Source organism: Pararobbsia alpina, assembly GCF_965118125.1.
In the GTDB taxonomy this organism is placed as follows: Bacteria; Pseudomonadota; Gammaproteobacteria; order Burkholderiales; family Burkholderiaceae; genus Pararobbsia; species Pararobbsia alpina_A.
On sequence record NZ_OZ221287.1, the window covers coordinates 969583 to 992064 of the forward strand.

At 61.5% G+C, this 22482-nt stretch carries 19 protein-coding genes and 1 tRNA gene; 9 read left to right on the top strand and 11 right to left on the bottom strand.

Features of this window, described 5'->3' with window-relative positions:
• Nucleotides 1-106: 106 nt before the first annotated feature.
• The 5 genes from ACMFWR_RS04145 to ACMFWR_RS04165 form a co-directional block, all read right to left on the bottom strand.
• Nucleotides 107-1402 (bottom strand): c-type cytochrome, encoded by a 1296-nt coding sequence (locus ACMFWR_RS04145; protein ID WP_413193757.1) that lies wholly within the window; start codon nucleotides 1400-1402, stop codon nucleotides 107-109.
• A 17-nt stretch (nucleotides 1403-1419) separates the two neighbouring features.
• Entirely contained in the window at nucleotides 1420-2145 is a 726-nt protein-coding gene (locus ACMFWR_RS04150; protein WP_413193758.1) for a c-type cytochrome, read from the bottom strand.
• 692 nt (nucleotides 2146-2837) lie between these two features.
• The gene (locus tag ACMFWR_RS04155) at nucleotides 2838-3038 is read right to left on the bottom strand and encodes a YodC family protein (RefSeq protein WP_413193759.1); all 201 of its coding nucleotides are present in this window, start codon (nucleotides 3036-3038) and stop codon (nucleotides 2838-2840) included.
• A 137-nt stretch (nucleotides 3039-3175) separates the two neighbouring features.
• Entirely contained in the window at nucleotides 3176-3481 is a 306-nt protein-coding gene (locus ACMFWR_RS04160; RefSeq protein ID WP_413193760.1) for a hypothetical protein, read from the bottom strand.
• Between the two features lie 529 nt (nucleotides 3482-4010).
• Nucleotides 4011-4940: a cytochrome c oxidase assembly protein gene (locus tag ACMFWR_RS04165; protein WP_413193761.1), complete on the bottom strand. Its 930-nt coding sequence runs from the start codon at nucleotides 4938-4940 to the stop codon at nucleotides 4011-4013.
• Nucleotides 4941-5233: 293 nt separating this feature from the next.
• On the opposite strand from ACMFWR_RS04165, the gene ACMFWR_RS04170 reads away from it, so the two are divergent.
• Nucleotides 5234-6271, top strand: a complete 1038-nt coding sequence (locus tag ACMFWR_RS04170) for a LacI family DNA-binding transcriptional regulator (protein WP_413193762.1) — start codon at nucleotides 5234-5236, stop codon at nucleotides 6269-6271.
• Nucleotides 6272-6280: 9 nt separating this feature from the next.
• Here ACMFWR_RS04170 and ACMFWR_RS04175 read toward each other — a convergent pair whose 3' ends face one another.
• Entirely contained in the window at nucleotides 6281-6892 is a 612-nt protein-coding gene (locus ACMFWR_RS04175; RefSeq protein ID WP_413193763.1) for a hypothetical protein, read from the bottom strand.
• A 489-nt stretch (nucleotides 6893-7381) separates the two neighbouring features.
• Between ACMFWR_RS04175 and ACMFWR_RS04180 the strand changes: the two genes are divergently transcribed.
• A complete protein-coding gene (locus ACMFWR_RS04180) occupies nucleotides 7382-8395 on the top strand; it encodes a zinc-binding alcohol dehydrogenase family protein (RefSeq protein ID WP_413193764.1) in 1014 nt (337 codons plus the stop codon).
• Here ACMFWR_RS04180 and ACMFWR_RS04185 read toward each other — a convergent pair whose 3' ends face one another.
• Complete coding sequence (locus ACMFWR_RS04185) at nucleotides 8396-9382, bottom strand: cation diffusion facilitator family transporter (protein ID WP_413193765.1); 987 nt, start codon at nucleotides 9380-9382, stop codon at nucleotides 8396-8398. It abuts the gene before it with no gap.
• A gap of 305 nt (nucleotides 9383-9687) precedes the next feature.
• Between ACMFWR_RS04185 and ACMFWR_RS04190 the strand changes: the two genes are divergently transcribed.
• Nucleotides 9688-11196, top strand: a complete 1509-nt coding sequence (locus ACMFWR_RS04190) for an alkaline phosphatase family protein (protein ID WP_413193766.1) — start codon at nucleotides 9688-9690, stop codon at nucleotides 11194-11196.
• 201 nt (nucleotides 11197-11397) lie between these two features.
• Here the strand turns inward: ACMFWR_RS04190 and ACMFWR_RS04195 are convergent.
• From ACMFWR_RS04195 to ACMFWR_RS04210, 4 genes are all read right to left on the bottom strand, one after another.
• Nucleotides 11398-11474, bottom strand: a tRNA-Met gene (locus tag ACMFWR_RS04195).
• Between the two features lie 228 nt (nucleotides 11475-11702).
• Nucleotides 11703-13361 carry an MFS transporter gene (locus tag ACMFWR_RS04200; protein ID WP_413193767.1) on the bottom strand — a complete coding sequence of 553 codons (1659 nt, stop codon included), beginning with the start codon at nucleotides 13359-13361 and terminating at the stop codon, nucleotides 11703-11705.
• A gap of 224 nt (nucleotides 13362-13585) precedes the next feature.
• Nucleotides 13586-15151 (bottom strand): sensor histidine kinase N-terminal domain-containing protein, encoded by a 1566-nt coding sequence (locus tag ACMFWR_RS04205; RefSeq protein WP_413194776.1) that lies wholly within the window; start codon nucleotides 15149-15151, stop codon nucleotides 13586-13588.
• Nucleotides 15152-15196: 45 nt separating this feature from the next.
• The gene (locus tag ACMFWR_RS04210; protein WP_413193768.1) at nucleotides 15197-16063 is read right to left on the bottom strand and encodes a response regulator transcription factor; all 867 of its coding nucleotides are present in this window, start codon (nucleotides 16061-16063) and stop codon (nucleotides 15197-15199) included.
• Nucleotides 16064-16278: 215 nt separating this feature from the next.
• Here ACMFWR_RS04210 and recA point away from each other — a divergent pair, with 215 nt between their 5' ends.
• The 6 genes from recA to ACMFWR_RS04240 all read left to right on the top strand — a co-directional run bounded on the left by recA (nucleotide 16279) and on the right by ACMFWR_RS04240 (nucleotide 22298).
• Nucleotides 16279-17349, top strand: coding sequence for a recombinase RecA (gene recA, locus ACMFWR_RS04215; protein WP_413193769.1), 1071 nt, complete (start codon nucleotides 16279-16281; stop codon nucleotides 17347-17349).
• A 50-nt stretch (nucleotides 17350-17399) separates the two neighbouring features.
• Nucleotides 17400-18095: a recombination regulator RecX gene (recX, locus tag ACMFWR_RS04220; RefSeq protein WP_413193770.1), complete on the top strand. Its 696-nt coding sequence runs from the start codon at nucleotides 17400-17402 to the stop codon at nucleotides 18093-18095.
• Nucleotides 18096-18634: 539 nt separating this feature from the next.
• On the top strand, nucleotides 18635-19801 hold the full coding sequence (sucC, locus tag ACMFWR_RS04225) for an ADP-forming succinate--CoA ligase subunit beta (RefSeq protein ID WP_413193771.1): 1167 nt from the start codon (nucleotides 18635-18637) through the stop codon (nucleotides 19799-19801).
• Nucleotides 19802-19836: 35 nt separating this feature from the next.
• Complete coding sequence (gene sucD / locus ACMFWR_RS04230) at nucleotides 19837-20721, top strand: succinate--CoA ligase subunit alpha (RefSeq protein ID WP_413193772.1); 885 nt, start codon at nucleotides 19837-19839, stop codon at nucleotides 20719-20721.
• Nucleotides 20722-20859: 138 nt separating this feature from the next.
• Complete coding sequence (locus tag ACMFWR_RS04235) at nucleotides 20860-21561, top strand: TerC family protein (RefSeq protein WP_413194777.1); 702 nt, start codon at nucleotides 20860-20862, stop codon at nucleotides 21559-21561.
• 212 nt (nucleotides 21562-21773) lie between these two features.
• The gene (locus ACMFWR_RS04240) at nucleotides 21774-22298 is read left to right on the top strand and encodes a pilin (RefSeq protein WP_413194778.1); all 525 of its coding nucleotides are present in this window, start codon (nucleotides 21774-21776) and stop codon (nucleotides 22296-22298) included.
• The last annotated feature ends 184 nt before the right edge of the window (nucleotides 22299-22482 follow it).

Here is a 22482-nt window from a genome sequence, read left to right on the forward strand (position 1 = left end):
TCGCGCACCACCAAGCCTGCACGGCGGTACGGAGGAAACGAAAGCAAAGGGCGCGTCCGACCGGAACGCGCCCTGGCTGTACGACTAGACGGCAATGGCGCTGGCGTTAGTCCAGCGGCGCCGAGCGGAGGTCATTGACCTGTTGCGGCGAGACCGGCGTACCGTGATTGCCCCACGACATACGCACATACGTGACAACAGCCGCGACTTCCTGATCCGACAGACGCTGCGCGAACGGCGGCATGCCGTGCGGCTGCGGGTTGTCGCCCGTCGACGGCGGGTAGCCACCGTTGAGCACCATACGGATCGGGTTCACAGCCGACGGCATCTGAATCGACTGATTGTTCGCGAGCGGCGGGAAGCCCGGCGGGTGACCCAGGCCATTCGCGGCGTGGCACTCCACACACTGGCTCGTGTAGATCTTCTCGCCCTGGGCCAGCAGCTGCGTGCCGAATTGCTTCGACGTTTCGAGCTGCATGTTCTCCGGCGCTTCCTTCTTCTGCGGCAGCGACTTCAGATACACCGCCATCGCCTTCACGTCGTCGTTGGTCATGTACTGCAGGCTGTTGTGAACGACTTCAGCCATCGGACCATACACGGCGCCGCGTTGCGACACGCCCGTCTTGAGCAGCTTCGTGATGTCGTCGAGGTCCCAGTCGCCGAGGCCGGCTTCCTTGTTCGACGTCAACGACGGCGCATACCAGTTCTGCAGCGGGATCAGGCCGCCGGCAAACGCCGCGTTCTGATTGGCACCGCCCAGCGCGTTGATACTCGTGTGGCACATCGAGCAGTGGCCGAGACCCTGCACGAGATAAGCACCGCGATTCCATTCGACCGATTGCGTCGGATCCGCCTTGTACTCGCCTTCACGGAAGAACAGCGTACGCCAGCCGATCAGCGCGTTCCGGTTATTGAACGGGAACGGCATTGCCGGCGTTTTGTTTTCCTGATGGACCGGCTTGATCGAGCGCAGGTAAGCGTAGATCGCATCGGCGTCTTCACGCGTGACCTTCGTGTACGCAACGAACGGGAACACCGGATACAGCAGGCTGCCGTCCTTCGCGCGGCCCGTGTGCATGGCGCGGTAGAAGTCGTCCTGCGTCCACTTGCCGATACCCGTTTCGTCGTCGGGCGTCAGGTTCGGCGAATACAGCGTTCCGAACGGCGTCGCCATCGGCAGGCCGCCGGCCATCGGTTCACCGCCGCGAACCGTGTGGCACGCGATACAGTCGCCGGCGCGCGCGAGGTACTCACCCTTCTTGATGAGCTCGGCGTCATTGGTCGGCGTGGCGGCTTGCGCCGTGCCTTGATGTTGGCTCGAACCCGGCCACAGGACCGGGACCAGCGCTGCCGCAGCGACGATGACGACCGCCGACAGCGCGAAAAGGCTCTTGCGTTGCATGGTTCTCTCCTGATCGCTTACTGCGGTTCGCTGCCGCAGGCGAGCGGCGTCTTCAACGAACCGGCGGGGACGGGCACGGGGTTCTGCGGCGCCTGTTGCGTGGAGAGCCATGCGGCGACGGCGCTGATGTCAGCGTCATTCAAACGCGTGGCGATTTCATGCATGCAGTCCGGCGCGAGCGCGTGACGGGTGCCCGAACGCCATGCGCCCAGCTGGGCGCTGATGTAGTCGTTGTGCAAGCCGACCAGGCCCGGGATCGCCGGCTGCATACCGGTCAGGCCCTTGCCGTGGCAAGCGATACAAGCGGGAACGTTCTTCGACGAATCGCCGTTGAGGACGATCTGCTTGCCGCGCTGCACGACCGAGTCAGGCACGGTCGGCGTCGCGGGCGTCGGATACGGCGGACGCTGATTCGAGAAGTACGTTGCGATCTGGTGCAGATAGTCGTCCGACAGGTACGTCACCAGGTAATTCATCGGCGGGTACTTGCGGCGGCCTTCGCGGAAATTCTGGAGCTGGTTGAACAGGTAGTCAGCCGGCTTGCCTGCGAGGCGCGGGAAATAGTCGTTGTCGGTACCCTGACCCTGAGCACCGTGGCATGCGGCGCATGCCGCGACCTTCGATTGCATCGTGTCGGGGGCCGCCGGATTCGCTGCATCGGCAGCGCTGGCAGGAACGAGTGCGCTGGCGCCGACGAGCAGCAAAAGAGCCAGCAGCGGACGATAAATGCGTCGTGAAGACACGCTTTACTCCATGAATTACGGGGGGACCTATTGGTTGCCAGCCCCGGTCGCGATACCTGGACGGCCCTTCTTCTTACCCTGTTCAACCCCGTCGCGTTGTCCGTGCGCCGCCCGCAGGCGAAGGTCTGGAGAAGCGTTGGGCGCATCAACCGCGCGGCGGACTTCGTTGCCTTCGCGCAGGCGTTCGGTCCGGCAGTTGACGCAGCGCCGCATTCTAGCATCGGCCCTTAAGCTATTCATCTTAGAGGCTGAGAACCCGGCGTCAGCCCGAGATTATGCAACGATTCCCGCGTGAGCGGGAGGGTAAACGCCGATCGGTTGACTCTTCGGCGATGTTGATGCAGCGCCGTTCCCACGGGGCTCGCCCCCTTGCGTGACCATCAAAAAGCCAGCCAAAAGGGCATTGCCCGACCCCAAATTCGCGCTTGAACGCGCCGCGCGGCGAGGGGAAAGTGTCTCAAATTTGCGAACCGATTCTCCCGGCGCGTCTCGCGGTTTGCGTCTGGCAGGCACCAAACATGCCTGCGGAATGCATGATGACCGGGTTTGCGTTCGGGTGCCGACCGGCATTGGCCGACGCCGGTCGAATCGAACGTGGCCGTGCGCCAAAGAAAAACGGCCGGGGTATCCCGGCCGTATTCCAATTCGGCTGTTTTCTGTGTGCAGCGCCCGCCGCCCAAGAAGCCGTCAGCCTAGGCGGCCACCGGCTCCTCCAGGCGTAGCACCATATCTTCGTGGAACATTTCCTGGCGCAGCTCGCCCTTCTGATCGAACCATTGGCAGATCAGCCAGACGCCTGGCGCAAAGGCAACCGGACCCACCTGATTCACCGTCATGGGTTGGCCGCCCGATTTCAGGCGGACCACGTCGCCGATTTCGTAGCGTGTTGTCATTGTCTTCCCCGTAGGTATTGCCGGCCCTGCATTCTTATTTTGGGTGTGACACGCACGCGCTGCTCGAGCAGCGCGTGCGCAGACCGGGTGCCGCGTCGGAAGGACCAGCTGGGACGCGCGGCTTGCCAGGTATTCGTTCATTTCTGATATCCGAGATTGCGGTAAAGCGCTGAAGCACCAAAGTACGCGAGCGTGCAGCCGATCAGCTTGCCTTCGAGCACGGGCCAGGCCATGCGAGCGAGGGTGCCGTCGGCAAAGACATCGGCCAGCTGCGGAAGGATGAACAAGCCGACGAGGCCAAGATAGAACGAATTGATCGTCGAGCGGCGAAATGCGTGGCTCAGTCCGAAGCCCAGCATGGCGAAACGCAAGGCCAGGAACGCAAACAAGGCGCCGACCGCGTTTTGTTCTCGAAGCAAATAATCTGGAATGTAGTCATACATGGCACGCTCCCCGTTGAATCGCGCTGTGTATGAACTAAAAAGCAAGGTTCGGGCCTGATTTGCATTTATTTCCAAAATGGCGTTTAAATCGGAAATAAAAAATACATTTATAAGTATTGTGAGTAGTAAATTGTTTTCTGCTTGCCGAATCCGGGGGGAATCTCGTCGCTGCGGGCAAAAACGTTACGTCCACGAAACGTGACATGTGTCCCGCCCGTCGTAACGTCGCCGACGCATCGGCGACCCGCCGCCATGAACCTGATGATGTTAACGGGTGGGATCGGGTCGAAAGCCGCGCCGTCCGCGGTCTTTGGCGTCGAACGATCGTGCGGCGCGTCAGGCGTTGCAGGCTTGAAACATAATCAGGGTTTACCCCAACTCAAGAATGCCGTGCGCGCTAAGGATCGATGCATTCGTGAGAATTCGACCGCCGGCGTGCCGGATGGCGCTGAGAAAGCGCGCGGTCGAATGGCTGCGGCAGCCCCCGAGGCAGGGCGTCTCGGGCGCGACGGTCGCTTTGGAGCGTCGACTAACGCCCGGCCGGCGAAGTCGTTGTGTCGGGGGAGGACGATCCGGCGGAGGCGTTTGCCGGGCGCGCCGAGCTGGCTGACGGTGCACCGCCCGGGCGACGCGCCGCTGTCCTGCGGGGCCGCTGGGGCAGGCGTTTGCGCTCGGACAGCTGCATCCAGTTGCGCAAAGCGATCAGTCCGCCGACCGCCTCGAGCAGCGCGGCCGGTACCCACATCACGAGCCCGCCGATGGATTGGTCCATCGATTGGGTGATGCCACCGAAGGCGCGTCCGCACAGGTCGAACACAGGGTAGAGGTCGTGCTGGGAGAACGTGATGTACGCGCCGGCCAGAATCTGCGGCGACATCGTGATCACCGGCGACAACACCCGCATCCCGGCCTTCATCCGCGCCGGCGGTGCCGGCCGATGATCGAGCAGCATCCACCAGTAGACGAGGCCGGTGATCGTCACCGACCAGTTCATGAAGTGGTAAAGGCGCCAGTCGAGCATCGAAACGAACTGAATCGACGGGACCAGCCAGATCAGCACCGACAGCACAAACACGAATGTCACGACGCCCGGGTTGAGCGCGATCGCGCTCAGCGCACGCATGCCGGGCCGACGGGCCAGGGCACGAAGGCGCATGCGCCACGGCAGCGGCAGTCCCTTCCACATGACCGGGCCGGGAAAGCCCGCCATCAAAATAAGGGGCGCGAAGTGATGCAGGATCAGATGCTGGATCCGGTGAATAAAGAACTCGTGCTCGGCGTAGTAATCCAGGCGCGTATGCAGCGATAGATAGAGAACGGTCGTGCCGAACCAAAAGGACAATTGCCGGCCGATCGACACACGCTGACGCAGCGTGCCGCGCACATAGAGCGCGATGCCCGCGAGAAACAGCAGGACGAGAGGTGGGGACGGCTCCCACGGAATCAGATAGGACAGCAATGAAACCTCGAACTTTCGGGCGCAGCGGGTGTTCCCACAGGGCACCCCGGCACCGGGGCGGCCGACTCGCGGACGCGGTTCTGGCACGTTGCGCCGGCAAGCGGTCGGCGCGGATCATCGGGCGTCGTCTGGCGCGTGGACGCATTCACTCTACGACGAATGGCGCGCGCCCTGATCGACGATGACCTTCTCGTGTCAAACGGCGCCCATCTTACCAGCGTGAGGCGACCTATTCTGGCTAGAGGGAATTCCCCGACTGGAAGCCCGTTCTGGTCCCGATACCATCAGCGTTCATGAAAAAGCCATCAGGTCCACCCGAGACCGTCACGCTCGCGAAAATCGCGCGCGCGGCAGGGGTCTCTTCCAGTACTGTTTCGCGGATCCTCAATGGCACGGCACGCGTTTCTGCCGACAAGCAGCGAGCCGTCGAGGAGGCGGTCCAGCGATATAACTACCGCCCGAACGTGCTCGCACGTAGTCTGGCCAGCGGTCGCACACACACGGTCGGCGTCCTGACGCAAGACATCTCGAGCCCGTTCTACGGCGAATGGCTGCGCGGCATCGAGGACGAACTGGCCGCGACCGGTCTCTCACCGCTATTTGTCAGCGGTCATTGGAACGCAGCCGACGAGCAACGACAGCTCGAGCATCTGCTCACACGATGTGTCGACGGCGTGATCGTCCTGCACGGTCTCGTCGATCCCGACTACCTGCGTGCCTATGCCGACCGCGTGCCCGTGGTCATGTTGGGACGACCGCTCGAACCGATGCCGCGGCTGGTGTGCCTGGGCGTCGACAATCGGCAAGGTGCCTACGACGTGACCACCCGTCTGATCGAACTCGGTCATCGGAGAATCGCCCACATCGCAGGTCACGCGCTCCAGCCCGATTCCGAGCAGCGCATGATCGGCTATCGACAGGCGCTCGAAGACGCGGGGCTCGCATTCGACGAGACACTGATCGAACGCGGCAATTTCGAAGAGTCAGGCGGCCTCGTTGCGATGGATCGATTGCTCGATTCTGGCGCAACGTTCAGCGCCGTATTTGCAGCGAACGATCAGACTGCATACGGTGCACGGCTCGCCATGTACCGGCGGCACATTCGCGTGCCGGACGATATCTCGCTGGTCGGCTTTGACGATCTGCCGGCGTCGCTGTATTCGACGCCGCCGCTCACTACGGTGCGCCAGCCGATCTACGACATCGGACGCGTTGCGGCCGACGCCATGACACGCCTGTTGCGGGGCGAGACCGTTCCGAACCAGATCATGCCGGTCGAGCTGATTGAGCGCGAGACAACGGCAAAGCTCGTCGAAGCGGCGAGTCTGTAGCCGACATCGTCAAGGGCATCCGATCGGATCGAGGTCCCGGATGACCCACGACAGCTGGTACGCAAACGTCCCGACGACAAACACGAAGTGAAATATCCGGTTTCGCACGTGCATGGCGACCAGACACAGCACGACGAGAATCCCGCTTCGCACCGGATATTCGAGGCCGAGTGCGTGAAAATGCACAGGTCCCTTGATGAGCGTGTCCACCACATCGGCGCAGAACGTCAGCGCGAGAATGCCGAAAAACCACGTGCGCCGTGAAAAGAAATAGCTTTCGTAGCCGCTGTATTCCGCCGTCGAGTCGGGGAACAGCAGTGCGCACAGCAGGAAAAACAGCACGGCATACAGGATCACAAAGCAGTAAAGCTGAAACGTCCAATGCGCGACTTCAGTGAGTTTGAATTCCCACCACCAGAAGTGCACGACCATCAGCAGCATCGTCATCACCCAGCCCAGATGCGTGGGGTACACGCGAGCCGTGCGCGGATGCTGGATCAGGGACGCGATGCCCGATAACAGCCGCGTGATACTGAGTCCGACGACGATCGCGATCACGACTCGCAGATGCAGAAAGATCGCCGCGTTCGATCGCGGGTCGAGCAAGAAGTTTTCGTCCATGTCCTTCACGCTGGCGGGCCCATGAGCGGTGCGCGGGACCCAGCCAGAACCGGTGCTTGGGAAGGTTCGATGATCCGCGATCTGACAAGCGTCCAACAGTTCTTGAAATCCGCGTCGTACGTCCGACAATTCGGAATTTGCGCGCCAAACTCGCCCAAAGTCCTACAGCGGCTCGGAAGATGTCCGAATCGCAGCGAGGCGTGCATGTTCTTGCGCCGATCGCGCAAGCCGGCGCGGTTCCGGAATGCTAGGCGTCGGGGGCAAACCGGCCGCGTCAATACGCCGACAATCCCTCGTATTGATGAAAATCGCCCCCGATTTTGAAGAATTCTTTGAAGATGAATTTGCCGTCCGGTGGTTCTTCGACCCGTCGCCGCGCCGCATCATCTATCCCAACGACAGGCCTTTCCGATCCGCTGACACCTGCCAGCGTTCGCCTGAAAGGCCCGTCCATCCGATCCGACAAACATCCTGCAGCGTGAGGACACCATGAAAGCCATCGCTTACCGCAAGGCGTTGCCGATTACCGACGCCGAATCCCTGATCGATCTCGAGTTGCCCGATCCGACACCCGGCGAACACGACTTGCTCGTCGAAGTGCATGCCGTCTCCGTGAACCCTGTCGATACAAAAGTCCGCAAGAACATGGCACCCCCCGAAGGCGAAGCCAAGGTGTTGGGCTGGGATGTTGCGGGCGTGGTGAAGGCCGTGGGTTCGAAAGCGAGCTTGTTCAAGATCGGCGATCGCGTCTGGTATGCGGGGTCTTTGATCCGGCCGGGTGCCAACAGCGAACTCCATGTCGTCGACGAACGCATCGTCGGTCACATGCCCAAGAGCACGGATTTCGTGAATGCCGCTTCGCTGCCGCTCACGACGATCACCGCCTACGAAATGTTGTTTGACCGCCTCGCGATCAGCGAGGGCGAGGGCAGCAAGGGCAAGACACTGATGGTGATCGGCGCAGCCGGCGGCGTGGGTTCGATTCTCGTGCAGCTCGCACGTCAATTGACCGGGCTGACGATCATCGGGACGGCATCGCGCCCCGAGACCCGGTCATGGCTCGAAGATCTCGGTGCACATCACGTGATCGATCACTCGAAGCCCTTGTCGGAAGAACTGAAGCGCATCGGTATCGACAATGTCGACTACATCGTCTCGCTCAACCAGACCGATTCGCATTGGCCGCAGATCGTCGAGTCGATTGCGCCGCAAGGCAAGATTGCATTGATCGACGATCCCGAAGCCATCGACGTGCGCATGCTCAAGCGCAAGTCCGCGTCGCTGCATTGGGAGTTTATGTACACACGGTCGATGTTCGGCACACCGGACATGATCAAACAACACGAGCTGCTGGATCGTGTGGCGTCACTGATCGATGCCGGGAAGATCCGCACGACCGTGAGCGAGAACTTCGGGAAGATCAATGCCGAGAATCTGAAGCGCGCGCATGCACTGATCGAGAGTCACAAGTCCAAGGGCAAGATCGTGCTCGAAGGCTTTTGATCAGGCGCGCTTCGTTGACCGGCCGTTCGACGCCACCTGTTCGTCGAGGCGTTCGTCGTCGAGGCCGGTCGGTTCCAGGTGGGCCGTGACGTCTGCGGCGGGGAAGAGCGTGGCGACGGCATCCTCCACGACATCGCAGATCGCATGGCCTTCCGTCACCGACAGTGCGCCGTCGACTTCAACGTGAAAGTCCACAAAGACTCGATCGCCCGCATAGCGGGTGCGCAGATCGTGCATGCCTTGAACCTTGTCGCATGCGATTACCGTTGCACGAATCTTCTCGCGCTCCACATCGGTGAGTTCGCTGTCGAGCAGTTGCGATAGCGACGTGTCGGCCATTCCTCGCGCGTTCCACAGCATGTAGCACGAGATCAGCAAGGCACCGATCGAGTCGGCGCGTACCCATCCGAAATAGTGATCGAGCGCGAGCGCGATGAGCACCGCGACGTTGACCGCGATGTCGGTCATGTAGTGCGCGCGGTCGGCCGCGATGGCCGTCGAGTTCGTGCGCTTGACGACATACGTCTGCATCGCGACCAGGACCACCGCCGCGCAGGTGCTGCCGATCACGATGTAGATGCCGAGCCCGAGCTTGTCGAGCGGAGCCGGCGTGATGAGGCGCGCAATCGACTCGGCGCCGAGTGCGACCGCCGCGCCCGCGAGCAGAATCGCCTGCACGAGGGCCGCCACTGCCTCGCCCTTGCCGTGACCATACCGGTGTTCGCGATCGGCCGGCTGCGCCGCGTATTTGACGCCCGTAAATGTCACGACCGATGCAACGACATCAACAAGCGCATCCGCGGCCGACGAGAGCAATGCAATCGACCCGGTTGCGAGCCAGGCCCAGAGCTTTACGCCGACCAGCGCGAGCGCCACGATCACCGAAGCGACGGACGCGGCATGACGTAAAGCCGCATTCGCTTCGGCTGTGCCGGACGACGACTGCGTCGAGTGTCCGGCGTGAGGGAGAGTGGTCTCAGTGATCACGGCGTGGTTTTGGCCTTCTAATTAACGGCTAAGTGATGCGATTATGCGTCGATTTGCGCAGGAACTGTGCCTTACCCCGCTTTTTGGCTTTAGAAGAGAATCGCTCCGATTCTCGTTTTCGTCGCGGGGTGTTCGACGCGGTGATTCGCATTAGCGACGCAGTGTGCGGCGCATATATGACAGTTCGGTTTCCGGCGCGGCATTTCGCGTAATGCGTGATAGGCTGCGCCGCGTAGGGCTTTGGGCAGGGTCAATCGTTCGCAGTCGGCAAGTCAGGGGCAAGACTTCACTTCGAGGAGACGCCGGTGGCCAGTCTTAGCGACATTCGCCAGATCGTGGTTCTGATGCTCGAGAACCGTTCGTTTGACAACCTGTTCGGCTATATGCAGCCACAGGCCGGGCCCATAGACGGATTAAACCCGGCGTCACCCCGGACCAATCCGAGGACAGGCGGTGCACCTGTCGCGACATGGTCGAAGGACGCCGATCCTTCTGCCAAGACGATTCCCGACCCGGATCCGGGTGAGCTGTTCACCGATATCTCTGCACAACTGTTCAACGGCGGTTTATCGACGGAGCCGCCGTCGATGGAAGGCTTCGCGAACAATTACGCGTCGCATGGCGGCAATCCGCTGAACATCATGCACGGGTTTCTGCCCGACGATCTGCCGGCGCTGACGACACTCGCCAATGAATTTGCGCTGTGTGACCGGTGGTTTGCATCGGCGCCTTGCCAGACCTGGCCGAACCGGTTTTTCGTACATTGCGCGACCGCGGGTGGCTTCGAGAACAACGAAGTCGAGCACGCCCCGTTTCCGATGAACACGATCTTCAATGAACTCGACGGACTCGTGCCGTGGAAGATCTATTTTCACGACTTTCCACAGTCGGCTTTGCTATCGCGACTGTGGGGGCGACTCGATAACTTCCAGTTATTCGATCGGTTTGTCGCCGATGCAAAGAGCGGGACATTGCCCGGGTATTCGTTTATCGAGCCGATGTATTACCCGACGTTGACCGAGTTGCCGAACGATATGCATCCGCCGCACAACGTCGGATTCGGCGATGCGCTCGTGGCGCAGGTGTACAACGCAGTGAGGTCATCGCCGCAATGGTCATCGACGATGTTGATCATTACGTTCGACGAGCATGGTGGGTGCTATGACCACGTACCGCCGCCGGCCGCGGTTCCGCCGTCGATTCCGGCGCCGGGTCAGGTCTTCGCTTTCGATCGCTACGGAGTCAGAGTACCGGCGGTCGTGATTTCGCCGTTCACGTCGCCGATGATCCTGCGCGCGCCTGCGGGGCAGGCGCCGTTCGATCACACCTCCGTGATCAAGACCGTACGCAATTGCTTTGGTGTCGGTAACAGTTTGACGGCCAGAGACGCGATAGCACCCGATCTCTCACCAGTGCTCAATGCCGCACTCGATCCGAATCGCGGACCGGCGAGCCTTACTGTGACGACGCCGAATGTTGGCTTCGCAGATATCAAGGACCTGATCGCAAAACCGGTCAACGATATGCAGTGCGCGCTGCACGCATTCGCGAATCGATTGAAACCCGCGGCGACGTCGACGGCGAGTTCGCCGGATGAGCATCTTGCGGATGTGATTGCGCAAGCTTCGAGCGGATCATCAGGAGCCGCCTGCGCACCAACCGACGCGCGCCCGAATGCGCAGATTGCCGGCAGCGACGCGCGTGCGGTGTTCGATAGCATCCTCGCGCGGTTTGGGGGAGAGGGAGGTGCAACGCCGACGCCGTTATCGCCAACCGACAAGAATGGCCCCGGTGGGATCTATAAGGGGCATTGAGCGGCGGCTTAGGATCGACGCATTTTCGGGATGAGAAATCCCGTACTATCGCTCCATCATGTCCCTCGCCTCTGTGCCCTGCCACGTGCAGGTGTCTCAAGCGGGGGATTTCTGTTTTTGACGTTCGCCGTCGCGGGACGAATATGACCGGCAAAGAGAAAAGCCGCTGACCCTTGCGGATCAGCGGCTTTCTTTTGAAGCTGGTGGCGAATCAGGGATTCGAACCCCGGACCTGCGGATTATGATTCCGTCGCTCTAACCGGCTGAGCTAATTCGCCAAAGAAGCGAGATTATCTAGAGGCGGCCGGGGTCTGTCAACCCCCGGTCACAAACTTTCTTATGAAGCCTTACCAGACAAGGCTAGGGGCACACCTGCGCGCCCACGCTGCGGTTCAGAGTGCCGCGGCCGGCTGATCATCGTGATCCGCCGGCCGCAACCATCTGACCCACTACACACCCGCCCCGTTCAGATAAACGAGCCCGCGAGCCGTTTCATTCCCGCGACCTCAATCCTCCGCGTAAATATCCCGATCCTTCGTCTCGCGAACGAACACCATCCCGATCACGAACGAGGCGACGGCGATGATCACCGGATACCAGAGGCCCGAGTAGATATTTCCGTTCGCCGCCACGATCGCGAATGCGGTCGCGGGCAGGAAGCCACCGAACCAGCCATTGCCGATGTGATACGGCAGCGACATCGACGTGTAGCGGATCCGCGTCGGGAACATCTCGACGAGCATCGCAGCGATCGGGCCGTAGACCATCGTCACGAAGATCACCAGGATTGCCAGCACGACCACTGCCAGCGTCTTGTTCATCTGCGCCGGGTCAGCCTTGGCCGGATAGCCTGCCGCCTTCAGCGTACCCGACAGGTTCTTCTCGAACGCAGCGGTCTGTGCCTTCGCATCCGGATCCTTGCCGTTGACTGAGTTCACCACCTGCTCGCCGACCTTGATCGTCGCCATGGTGCCTTGCGGCGCTTCGACGTTCGAGTAGTTCAAGCCAGCCTTCGACAGCGCAGCCTTCGCGATATCGCACGACGTCGTGAACTTCGACGTACCCACAGGGTTGAACTGGAACGAGCATTCCTTCGGATCGGCCGTCACGACGATCGGCGCGTTGGCCGTGGCCGACTCGAGTGCCGGGTTCAGGGCGTGCGTCAGCGTCTTGAACAGCGGGAAGAACGTGACGGCGGCGATCAGCATGCCGGCCATGATGATCGGCTTGCGGCCGATGCGGTCCGACAGCGAACCGAAGAAGACGAAGAACGGCGTACCGATCAGCAGGCCGGCGGCGATCAGCAGGTTGGCGGTCGTACCGTCAACCTTCAGCGTCTGCGTCAGGAAGAACAGCGCGTAGAACTGACCCGTGTACCAGACCACGGCCTGACCGGCCGTGAGGCCAAGCAGCGCGAGGATCACGACCTTGAGGTTGCGCCATTCGCCGAACGCTTCGGTCAGCGGTGCCTTCGAACCCTTGCCCTCGGCCTTCATGCGCTGGAACACGGGCGATTCGTTGAGTTGCAGACGAATCCACACCGATACGGCCAGCAGGATGATCGACACGAGGAACGGCACACGCCAGCCCCACGACGCGAACGATTCTTCGCTGAGCATCGCGCGGATGCCGACGATCACGAGCAGCGACAGGAACAGGCCGAGCGTTGCCGTCGTCTGAATCCACGACGTGTACGCACCGCGCTTGTTCGACGGAGCATGTTCAGCCACATACGTGGCTGCACCGCCGTACTCGCCGCCCAGGGCGAGGCCCTGCAGCAGACGCATGCCGATAAAGATCACCGGCGCGGCAATGCCCATCGACGCATAACCCGGCAACAGGCCGACCACGAAGGTCGAGATACCCATGATCAGGATCGTGACGAGGAAGGTGTACTTGCGCCCGACGAGATCGCCGAGTCGCCCGAACACGATGGCGCCGAACGGGCGCACCGCGAAACCGGCGGCAAAGCTCAACAACGTGAAAATGAATGCGGCGGTCGGATTGACGCCTGAGAAGAACGCCTTGCTGATAAAGGCAGCGAGCGAGCCCGCGAGATAAAAGTCGTACCACTCGAACACGGTGCCCAGCGACGACGCAAGAATCACCTTGCGCTCGGCCGCGGTCATGCGTGACGACGATACGTGTCCGCTAACGGTAGCCATAAGCCTTGTCTCCAATTTTCTAGTCTTAATGTCGGCCCGTTGATCCCATGGGCACGGTTGGAGAGTGGCACCGCAAACTTACCGCCGACTGACATTACATATCGCAAGAATCTGATTGCGTCGATTCGCTAAACAACGGCGTATGAGGATTTAAAACCGGTTTACTTTTTAAAACATCGGCCAAAATGACGATATTTCACATTCATGCCAATTCAAATTCCACGTCAGAATGCTGACGGATAAGGGTAAGTCCGGTATTCGAAAAGCGGCAGGAAAACCCTGACGAGGACGCCCGGATGAAGCGCATCGGGTCGCGAGGGCGGGTCGGCGATTTCCACCGTGCCCTGATGCATCGCAGCGATTTCCGACACGATAGCGAGTCCCAGTCCGCTGCCTTCGGCTTCGCGACCGAGGATCCGATAGAAACGCTCGACCACGCGCGCTCGCTCGGATTCGGGAATGCCGAGGCCGGTGTCTTCGACTTCGATGATGGCGCGGCGAACAACATCACGACGCGGTTCCTGCGCCGCATGCGATTCGCCGGGCGCGCTCTCGCGCTCCTCACGCAGCCGGACGGTGACGCTGCCGCCCGCTGGGGTGTACCGGATCGCGTTATCGATCAGATTGGTCAGCAGCTCGCGAAGCATGACGGCGTTGCCGATGACTTCGACGCCTTCGTCGGGGGCCTCGAGACCGAGATCGATATGTCGTTCGCTGGCGGCCGGGAACCAGTCGCGAACGACGTCGCGCACGAGCGGCGCAAGCGCCATCGCATCCATGCCGCGTGCGGGCAAACCTGCTTCGGCGCGGGCAAGCGCAAGCAACTGACTGACCATGCGTGCCGCGTTTTCCGAGCTCGCGGCGATGTGTTCGAGGCATCGATGCACTTCGGCCGACACGTCCTGGCGCAGCGCGAGTTCCGCCTGCGTTCGCAAGCCGGCGAGCGGCGTCTTCATCTGGTGGGCCGCATCGGCGATAAAGCGCTTCTGCGCCGCCACGTTCTGTTCGAGCCGCGTGAGGAGGTCGTTGAACGACGTGACGAGCGGCGCAATCTCGAGCGGGGCCTGCTGTGCGTCGAGCGGCGACAAGTCGTCGGGACGCCGTTCGCGGATCTGGGATTGCAACGCATGCAAGGGCGCGAGCCCGCGCGACAGCCCGAACCAGACGAGCACGATTGCGAGCGGCAGGATCACGAACTGCGGCAGGATCACACCCTTGATGATGTCGTTCGCCAGCCCGTTGCGCTTGTCGAGGGTCTCGCCGACCTGCACGAGCGCGGGCTGCGCCGCGCCCGGGACGTCGACATAGGTGTAGGCGATCCGGATATCGTTGCCGCGCAGCGATTCGTCGCGAAACGACACGATGCCGGCGGCCGGCTTGTCATCGTCACTCGGCAACGGCATGCGCGCGTCGCCGCTGATGATTTCGTCGTGCGCGCCGCGAACCTGATAGAACACGGCGTCGACGTTGTCGGTACGCAGGAAGTCGCCCACGACATTGGGCAGTGCGAGGGTCACGGTGCCATTTCGGGCGCCGATCTGCCGCGCAAGAACATAGGCATCTTGTTCGAGCGCCCGGTCGAACGGCTGATTGGCAATCGACTTCGCAACCAGATAGGTGACCGCGAGGCTCATTGGCCAGAGCAGCAGCAGCGGCGCGAGCATCCAGTCGAGCACCTCGCCAAACAGCGACTTCGCGCGCGGCTCGTCGACGGCGGGCATCGGATCGGAGAACGGATCCTTATAGCGGACGTCACGCAGTGCGTCGGCATCGGCCGCGTCGAGCGGCATGCGGGATGACGGTTCGGACCGGGAGGGCGCGCTCACGGCGAGGCCTTAACCGGCGGGCGAACGCGGCGTGCGCGAAGCAGGGGCGGCGGAGGACTGGCTGGCCGCTTTGGTTGCGTCGTCCGCGTCATGTGCCGACGGCGTGGCATCTGAACCTGACAAGCCAGTCGCGACCGTCGCCGTCGTAGCGGCCGTTGATGGCGCAAGGGAAGCGTTGACGGACGCGGTCGAAGTTGCCTGAGCGGTTCCGGCGCCAGGCTTCTCCATGCAATAACCGAGTCCGCGCACGGTCGTGACCCTCACGTCGGGTTCGAGCTTCTTGCGCAGCCGGTGGACATAGACCTCGATCGCGTTCGTGCTGACTTCTTCGCCCCACTCGCACAGATGATCGACGAGCTGCTCCTTCGATACCAGCCGGCCGGGGCGCAGGAGCAGGACTTCGAGCAAGCCCAGCTCGCGCGCGGACAACTCGATCACGCGGTCATTCAGATACGCGACGCGCGCGACCTGGTCGAATGACAGCGCGCCGTGCCGAACGACCGTCGAGCCGCCGCCCGCACCGCGGCGCGTAAGTGCGCGCACGCGCGCTTCGAGTTCGGTCAGGGCGAACGGCTTGGCCATATAGTCGTCGGCCCCGAGGTCGAGGCCTTTGACGCGCTCGTCGACACTGTCGGCTGCAGTCAGGATCAGCACGGGCAGCGTCGAATTGCGCGCGCGCAGGCGCCGCAGCACCTCGAGTCCGCTGAGCCGCGGCAGTCCGAGATCGAGGATCAGCAGGTCGAATGTCTGGAGCAAAAGCGCGTTATCCGCGTCCGCACCGTTGTCGACGTGGTCCACGGCATAGCCCGACTGGCGGAGGGATCTCGTCAGTCCGTCGGCGAGTATGCTGTCATCTTCGGCGATCAGAATTCGCATGGAATGGTGGTGCGGGAATCCGGCTCGCAAGGGCGGACACGGTCAAATTGACGGCGGTTGGCGACAAATGCGCAAGAGGCGCTTGTCAAAACTACTGTTCTTTTATACAGTGTCGCCAATCGCGGCCGCTCGCCTGTTTGAGGCTCGCTTGTGAGACTCGTGACAGCACGCCGTTTCCCGAAAAAAGCGCCGTTCATCATAGCAAAGGACCATTCATGGAAGAAAGCAAGAAAGGCGCGGCCGGGCTCGCAGCCGAAAAGGGTAAAGCACTGGCAGCGGCGCTTGCCCAGATCGAGAAGCAGTTCGGCAAGGGCTCGATCATGCGTCTGGGCGACGGCGAAGCGATTGAGGAAGTCCAGACTGTGTCGACCGGCTCGCTGGGTCTCGACATCGCGCTCGGCGTCGGCGGCCTGCCGCGCGGCCGCGTTGTGGAAATCTACGGTCCGGAATCGTCGGGTAAGACAACCCTGACGCTCCAGGTGATTGCCGAGATGCAGAAGATCGGCGGCACGTGCGCGTTTATCGACGCGGAACACGCACTCGACGTCACCTACGCAGCCAAGCTCGGCGTGAAAGTCCCCGACCTGCTGATCTCGCAGCCGGACACGGGCGAACAGGCGCTCGAAATCTGTGACGCGCTCGTGCGCTCGAGTTCGATCGACCTGATCGTCATCGACTCCGTCGCGGCACTCGTGCCGAAGGCTGAAATCGAAGGCGAAATGGGCGACTCGCTGCCGGGTCTGCAAGCGCGCCTGATGTCGCAGGCGCTGCGCAAGCTCACGGGCACGATCAAGAAGACGAACTGCATGGTCATCTTCATCAACCAGATCCGGATGAAGATCGGCGTGATGTTCGGCAACCCGGAAACGACGACGGGCGGTAATGCGCTGAAGTTCTACTCGTCGGTGCGTCTGGACATTCGCCGTATCGGCTCGATCAAGAAGGGCGACGAGGTCGTCGGTAACGAAACGCGCGTCAAGGTCGTCAAGAACAAGGTCGCACCGCCGTTCCGCGAAGCGATTTTCGACATCCTCTATGGCGAAGGCATTTCGCGTCAGGGCGAAATTATCGACCTCGGCGTGCAGGCGAAGATCGTCGAAAAGTCGGGCGCCTGGTATAGCTACAACGGCGAACGCGTCGGTCAGGGCAAGGACAACGCACGCGAGTTCCTGCGTGAAAATCCGGACATCGCTCGCGACATCGAAAACAAGGTCCGTGCGCAGCTCGGCGTGACTGCCATGCCGGGTCATGTGTCGGAAGACGACGACGTCGAAGAAGAAGCCTGATCGATCGTCGATCGATCGGCGACGTGTAGCGTACTGAAGGGATCAAGCCGATGTGGCCTTCACGCCCTTCCCGGCACCGGCCGGGGCAATCGGATGGAGTCGACGACGCGTTCGACTCCGACGATGCCTCGGCGGACGAAAGCCCGTCGGCGGGTACGCGATCATCCCAGTTTCCCGCTTCATCGCCGTTGTCCGCGTTTGCGACCGGCCGACCGTTTGAACCTCCCGAATCCGCTCGCGCCACCGATCTTGAGAAGAAGCCGGGTCGTGAACGACCCAAGCGCTCGCTCAAGATGCGGGCGATCGGTTTTCTCTCCCGTCGCGAACACAGTCGCACCGAACTCGAGCGCAAGCTGAAGCCGTTCGTCGAAGAAGGCGAGTCGATTGAAGACGTTCTCAACGCGCTCGAGCGCGAGGGGTGGCTCTCGGATCAGCGGTTTGCCGAAAGCGTGGTTCATCGTCGCTCCAGCCGGTTCGGCGCAAGCCGGATCATCGGCGAACTCAAGCGCAATGCCGTCGACAGCGAACTGGTCGATCAGATGGCCGGACAGCTTCGCGACTCGGAACGCGCGCGCGCCTATGCGGTCTGGTCGAAGAAGTTCTCGGATTTGCCGACGACGCCTGCGGAACGTGCAAAGCAAGCGCGCTTCCTCGCAAGCCGCGGCTTCTCGAGTGCGGCAATCACGGCCGTGCTGAAGGGCGGCGAATGGCTCGAAGAGGCCGGGGGCGAGTTCCCCGAGGACTGAGGCATGGGGTCTCGACGTCGGTCAGTTTCCCGGCGTCCGTGCCGCGCGTCGCCTGCCGACCGACGCCAGGAACATGGCCGCTCGGTGCGCCGGCTCGGACCGGCGTTGCATCGGTTCCCGGGAACACGCCGTCGTGGTTCCGTTCAAGGTGACCATTCAGTCATTTCCTCCGGATTCACCCGTAATGGCCGACCCGGGTCTAGCCCCGGGGGGCAGAAGTTGCTGTGTTAAACTCGCGCGGTTTAGAGATCACGCAGCGCTTTATCCGCATGTCCCTTCCACCTGACCTTCATTGCCGATCGCCTCGTCCCTGTACGAAGCCGGTCGTAGTGTCTGTGCGTGAAATGGACCTTTGCGACGAGCGTCATGTGAGCCAGACCGGCCTACGCCGTTTCAACCGCCCCACCTCCCGGCGTTCTGTCGGTCAGATCTCTTCCCGTTTCCTGCCGTTGAGTGCCTTTGCTGCGTTCACGGCGTCTCCAACTTCCGGTTCCAGAAACAAGAAGTTCAATCCATCCAGCTCCTTATAGGGATCACGCATGAAGATTCACGAGTACCAGGGTAAGGAAATCCTGCGGAAATTCGGAGTCGCGGTGCCGCGCGGCAAGCCGGTTTTCAACGTCGACGACGCGGTCAAGGCGGCTGAAGAACTCGGCGGTCCGGTTTGGGTCGTCAAGGCCCAGATCCACGCAGGCGGTCGCGGCAAGGGCGGCGGCGTGAAGGTCGCGAAGTCGCTCGACCAGGTCCGCGAATACTCGCAACAGATCCTCGGCATGCAGCTCAAGACCCATCAGACGGGTCCGGAAGGCCAGAAGGTCAACCGCCTGCTGATCGAAGAAGGCGCTGACATCAAGAAGGAACTGTATGTCGGTCTGGTGATCGATCGCGTTTCGCAAAAGGTCGTGTTCATGGCCTCGAGCGAAGGCGGGATGGACATCGAAGAAGTGGCCGCCAAGACGCCTGAAGCGCTGCACAAGGTTGCGGTCGATCCGGCTGCTGGCCTGACCGATGCCGAAGCAGACGACCTCGCAACGAAGATCGGCATTCCGGCCGGCTCGCTCTCGCAATCGCGTGAGATCTTCAAGGGTCTGTACAAGGCATTCTGGGATACGGACGCATCGCTCGCCGAAATCAACCCGCTGATCCTGACGGGCGACGGCAAGGTCATCGCACTCGACGCGAAGTTCAACTTCGATTCGAACGCACTGTTCCGTCATCCGGAAATCGTCGAATACCGCGATCTGGACGAAGAAGATCCGGCTGAAGTCGAAGCCTCGAAGTTCGACCTCGCCTACATCTCGCTCGACGGCGATATCGGCTGCCTGGTTAACGGCGCCGGCCTCGCGATGGCGACGATGGACACGATCAAGCTGTTCGGCGGCGAACCCGCCAACTTCCTCGACGTCGGCGGTGGTGCGACGACGGAGAAGGTCACCGAAGCATTCAAGATCATGCTGAAGAACCCGGGTCTGAAGGCGATCCTGGTGAACATCTTCGGCGGCATTATGCGTTGCGACGTGATCGCCGAAGGCGTGATCGCTGCATCGAAGGCTGTTTCGCTGAAAGTACCGCTGGTCGTCCGCATGAAGGGCACCAACGAAGACCTCGGCAAGAAGATGCTGGCTGAGTCGGGTCTGCCGATCATCGCAGCCGACAGCATGGAAGAAGCGGCACAGAAGGTCGTCGCCGCCGCCCAAGGCAAGTAAGGCGTCCATTCAGCCAAACGAACAGAGGTCATTACATGTCGATTCTGATCAATAAAGATACCAAGGTCATCACGCAGGGCATCACCGGAAAGACCGGTCAATTCCATACGCGTGCTTGCCGTGAATATGCAAACGGCCGCGAAGCTTATGTCGCGGGCGTGAACCCGAAGAAGGCCGGCGAAGATTTCGAAGGCATTCCTATCTACGCTTCGGTCAAGGAAGCGAAGGCAGAAACCGGCGCAACGGTTTCGGTGATTTACGTGCCGCCCGCAGGCGCAGCTGCTGCGATCTGGGAAGCCGTTGAAGCCGATCTGGATCTCGCGATCTGCATTACCGAAGGCATTCCGGTCCGCGACATGATCGCGCTGAAGGACCGCATGCGTAAGGAAAACCGCAAGACGCTGCTGCTCGGACCGAACTGCCCGGGCACGATCACGCCGGACGAACTCAAGATCGGCATCATGCCGGGTCACATCCACCGCAAGGGCCGCATCGGCGTCGTGTCGCGTTCGGGCACGCTGACGTATGAAGCAGTCGGCCAATTGACGGCGCTCGGCCTCGGCCAATCGTCGGCAGTCGGTATCGGCGGCGACCCGATCAACGGTCTCAAGCACATCGACGTCATGAAGATGTTCAACGACGATCCCGATACGGACGCCGTGATCATGATCGGTGAAATCGGCGGCCCGGACGAAGCCAACGCGTCGTACTGGATCAAAGACAACATGAAGAAGCCGGTCGTTGGCTTTATCGCGGGCGTCACGGCGCCTCCGGGCAAGCGCATGGGCCACGCAGGCGCGCTGATCTCGGGCGGTGCCGATACGGCAGAAGCCAAGCTCGAGATCATGGACGCATGCGGCATCAAGGTCACGCGCAACCCGTCGGAAATGGGCCGCCTGCTGAAGTCGGTGCTGGGCTAAGTTGTAAGTCGACATTTCGTCGACTGTAAGCTGTCGTACAAGCGGGGTATCCTTTGCGGGATACCCCGTTTTTTATTGGTGCTCACGCTGAATGCCAATGATCAGCGGTGTTCGACTATCGAACACGGAACATTACGCATGCCTGAATATATTGCCGATTTTCAGTGGAGCGCCGTGATTCAGATCATTGTGATTGATCTGCTTCTCGGTGGCGACAACGCGGTCGTCATCGCTCTTGCGTGCCGCAATCTCGATGCAAAACAAAGAACGCAGGGCATTATCTTCGGGACATTGGGTGCCGTCGTTCTGCGCGTGATTCTGGTTTCATTCGCGGTGTATTTGCTCGATATCCCGTTTTTAAAAATGATCGGCGGCATATTGCTGCTGTATATCGGCATTAAATTACTGCAGCCCGAGGATAGTGCCCATGACAATATTGCTGCGTCCGACCGCCTGATTTCCGCGATCAAGACCATCATGATTGCCGACCTCGTGATGAGTCTCGACAATGTGGTCGCGATTGCGGGGGCTGCGGAAAATGCGCCTTCCGGACAGCGGATCGTTCTTGTCGTGCTCGGGCTGATTGTCAGCATTCCGCTGGTTGTATCAGGCAGTGCGCTGCTGATGAAACTCATTGAGCACGTGCCGCTCATCATTGTCGGCGGCGCAGGTTTGCTCGGCTGGATCGGCGGCGGCCTGATCATCGGCGACCCGTTTGTCGATCGTTTCGACTGGCTCCAGTCCGATTTCATGAATTACCTGGCCTGTGTGATCGGCGCACTGTTCGTGGTCGGCGTGGGCCTCGGCGTCCGGGCCCGACGGCGATCCGCTCAGGCGTAGCGGCATCGTTCGTCTGGCCAACTGTTGCACGGTCATTGGTGCGCTTAGGATGAAGACTCAGGTTCGCCGCTCGGCAAGCATGCGGTGGACTACGGCCTATCCGGAGCACTGCCATGATCGCCTGCCACGCTGCACGCTTCGCTGCCCCTTCGAGCGGTACCCCCTCGGACAGTACGCGTCATGCGCGGCGATTCGACGGATTCGGATTCACCATGGTCGAGCTGATGATCGTGCTGGCGATCGTCGGCGTGATCGCGGCCTACGCAGTGCCCTCGTATCAGGACTATGTCGCACGCAGTCGCGTCGGGGAGGGCATCATGCTGGCCGGCGCGGCCCGACTGGTGGTGGCCGACAACGCACTGAACGGCGTGCGTTTCGATCTGGGATACGCGCCACCGCCACCGACGCGCAATGTGGAGTCGCTGCAGATTGACCCCGATTCGGGCGAAATCGAGATTCGCTATACCGAACGCGTATCGCCTTCGGGCGCGAACACCTTGCGGCTCGTGCCATCCACTTCCGCCGATGCCGAGACGGACGATGCATGGGGATCAGCGGGAACGAACCGTGCGAATGGTCGCACGGCATTGCGTCCGGGCGTGCCGCCTGCGGCGATGCTGGCGTGGGAGTGTTTCGCTGCTGGCAAGGCGACTTCGTCGTTTGAGACGCCTGGCCCGGCGCCGGCGCAAGCCGCCACCCTGGCGCCGAAATTCGCGCCGCCGGAGTGCCGAGGGTGAAGCTTGAGTGAGACCCTGGTGAGGCTTCGGTGAGGCTTTGACGAAGCTTTGATGGGGCTTTGACGTGGTGTTGATGCGGTGTTGACGAGCCTTTGACGAGGCTTTGATGAGGCACTCGTGAGGCTGGGACGAGGCCTTGGGTACGACGCGGGTCGCGTTTGCGTATGCTTCGAGCGGCACATTG

Bases quoted from the DNA above. Each gene is read 5' to 3' on its own strand.
- ACMFWR_RS04145 (WP_413193757.1), bottom strand. From the start codon at position 1,402: ATGCAACGCAAGAGCCTTTTCGCGCTGTCGGCGGTCGTCATCGTCGCT.
- ACMFWR_RS04155 (WP_413193759.1), bottom strand. From the start codon at position 3,038: ATGACAACACGCTACGAAATCGGCGACGTGGTCCGCCTGAAATCGGGC.
- ACMFWR_RS04160 (WP_413193760.1), bottom strand. From the start codon at position 3,481: ATGTATGACTACATTCCAGATTATTTGCTTCGAGAACAAAACGCGGTC.
- ACMFWR_RS04170 (WP_413193762.1), top strand. From the start codon at position 5,234: ATGAAAAAGCCATCAGGTCCACCCGAGACCGTCACGCTCGCGAAAATC.
- ACMFWR_RS04175 (WP_413193763.1), bottom strand. From the start codon at position 6,892: ATGGACGAAAACTTCTTGCTCGACCCGCGATCGAACGCGGCGATCTTT.
- ACMFWR_RS04180 (WP_413193764.1), top strand. From the start codon at position 7,382: ATGAAAGCCATCGCTTACCGCAAGGCGTTGCCGATTACCGACGCCGAA.
- ACMFWR_RS04200 (WP_413193767.1), bottom strand. From the start codon at position 13,361: ATGGCTACCGTTAGCGGACACGTATCGTCGTCACGCATGACCGCGGCC.
- ACMFWR_RS04205 (WP_413194776.1), bottom strand. From the start codon at position 15,151: ATGCCGCTCGACGCGGCCGATGCCGACGCACTGCGTGACGTCCGCTAT.
- ACMFWR_RS04210 (WP_413193768.1), bottom strand. From the start codon at position 16,063: ATGCGAATTCTGATCGCCGAAGATGACAGCATACTCGCCGACGGACTG.
- recA (WP_413193769.1), top strand. From the start codon at position 16,279: ATGGAAGAAAGCAAGAAAGGCGCGGCCGGGCTCGCAGCCGAAAAGGGT.
- recX (WP_413193770.1), top strand. From the start codon at position 17,400: ATGTGGCCTTCACGCCCTTCCCGGCACCGGCCGGGGCAATCGGATGGA.
- sucC (WP_413193771.1), top strand. From the start codon at position 18,635: ATGAAGATTCACGAGTACCAGGGTAAGGAAATCCTGCGGAAATTCGGA.
- sucD (WP_413193772.1), top strand. From the start codon at position 19,837: ATGTCGATTCTGATCAATAAAGATACCAAGGTCATCACGCAGGGCATC.
- ACMFWR_RS04235 (WP_413194777.1), top strand. From the start codon at position 20,860: ATGCCTGAATATATTGCCGATTTTCAGTGGAGCGCCGTGATTCAGATC.
- ACMFWR_RS04240 (WP_413194778.1), top strand. From the start codon at position 21,774: ATGGTCGAGCTGATGATCGTGCTGGCGATCGTCGGCGTGATCGCGGCC.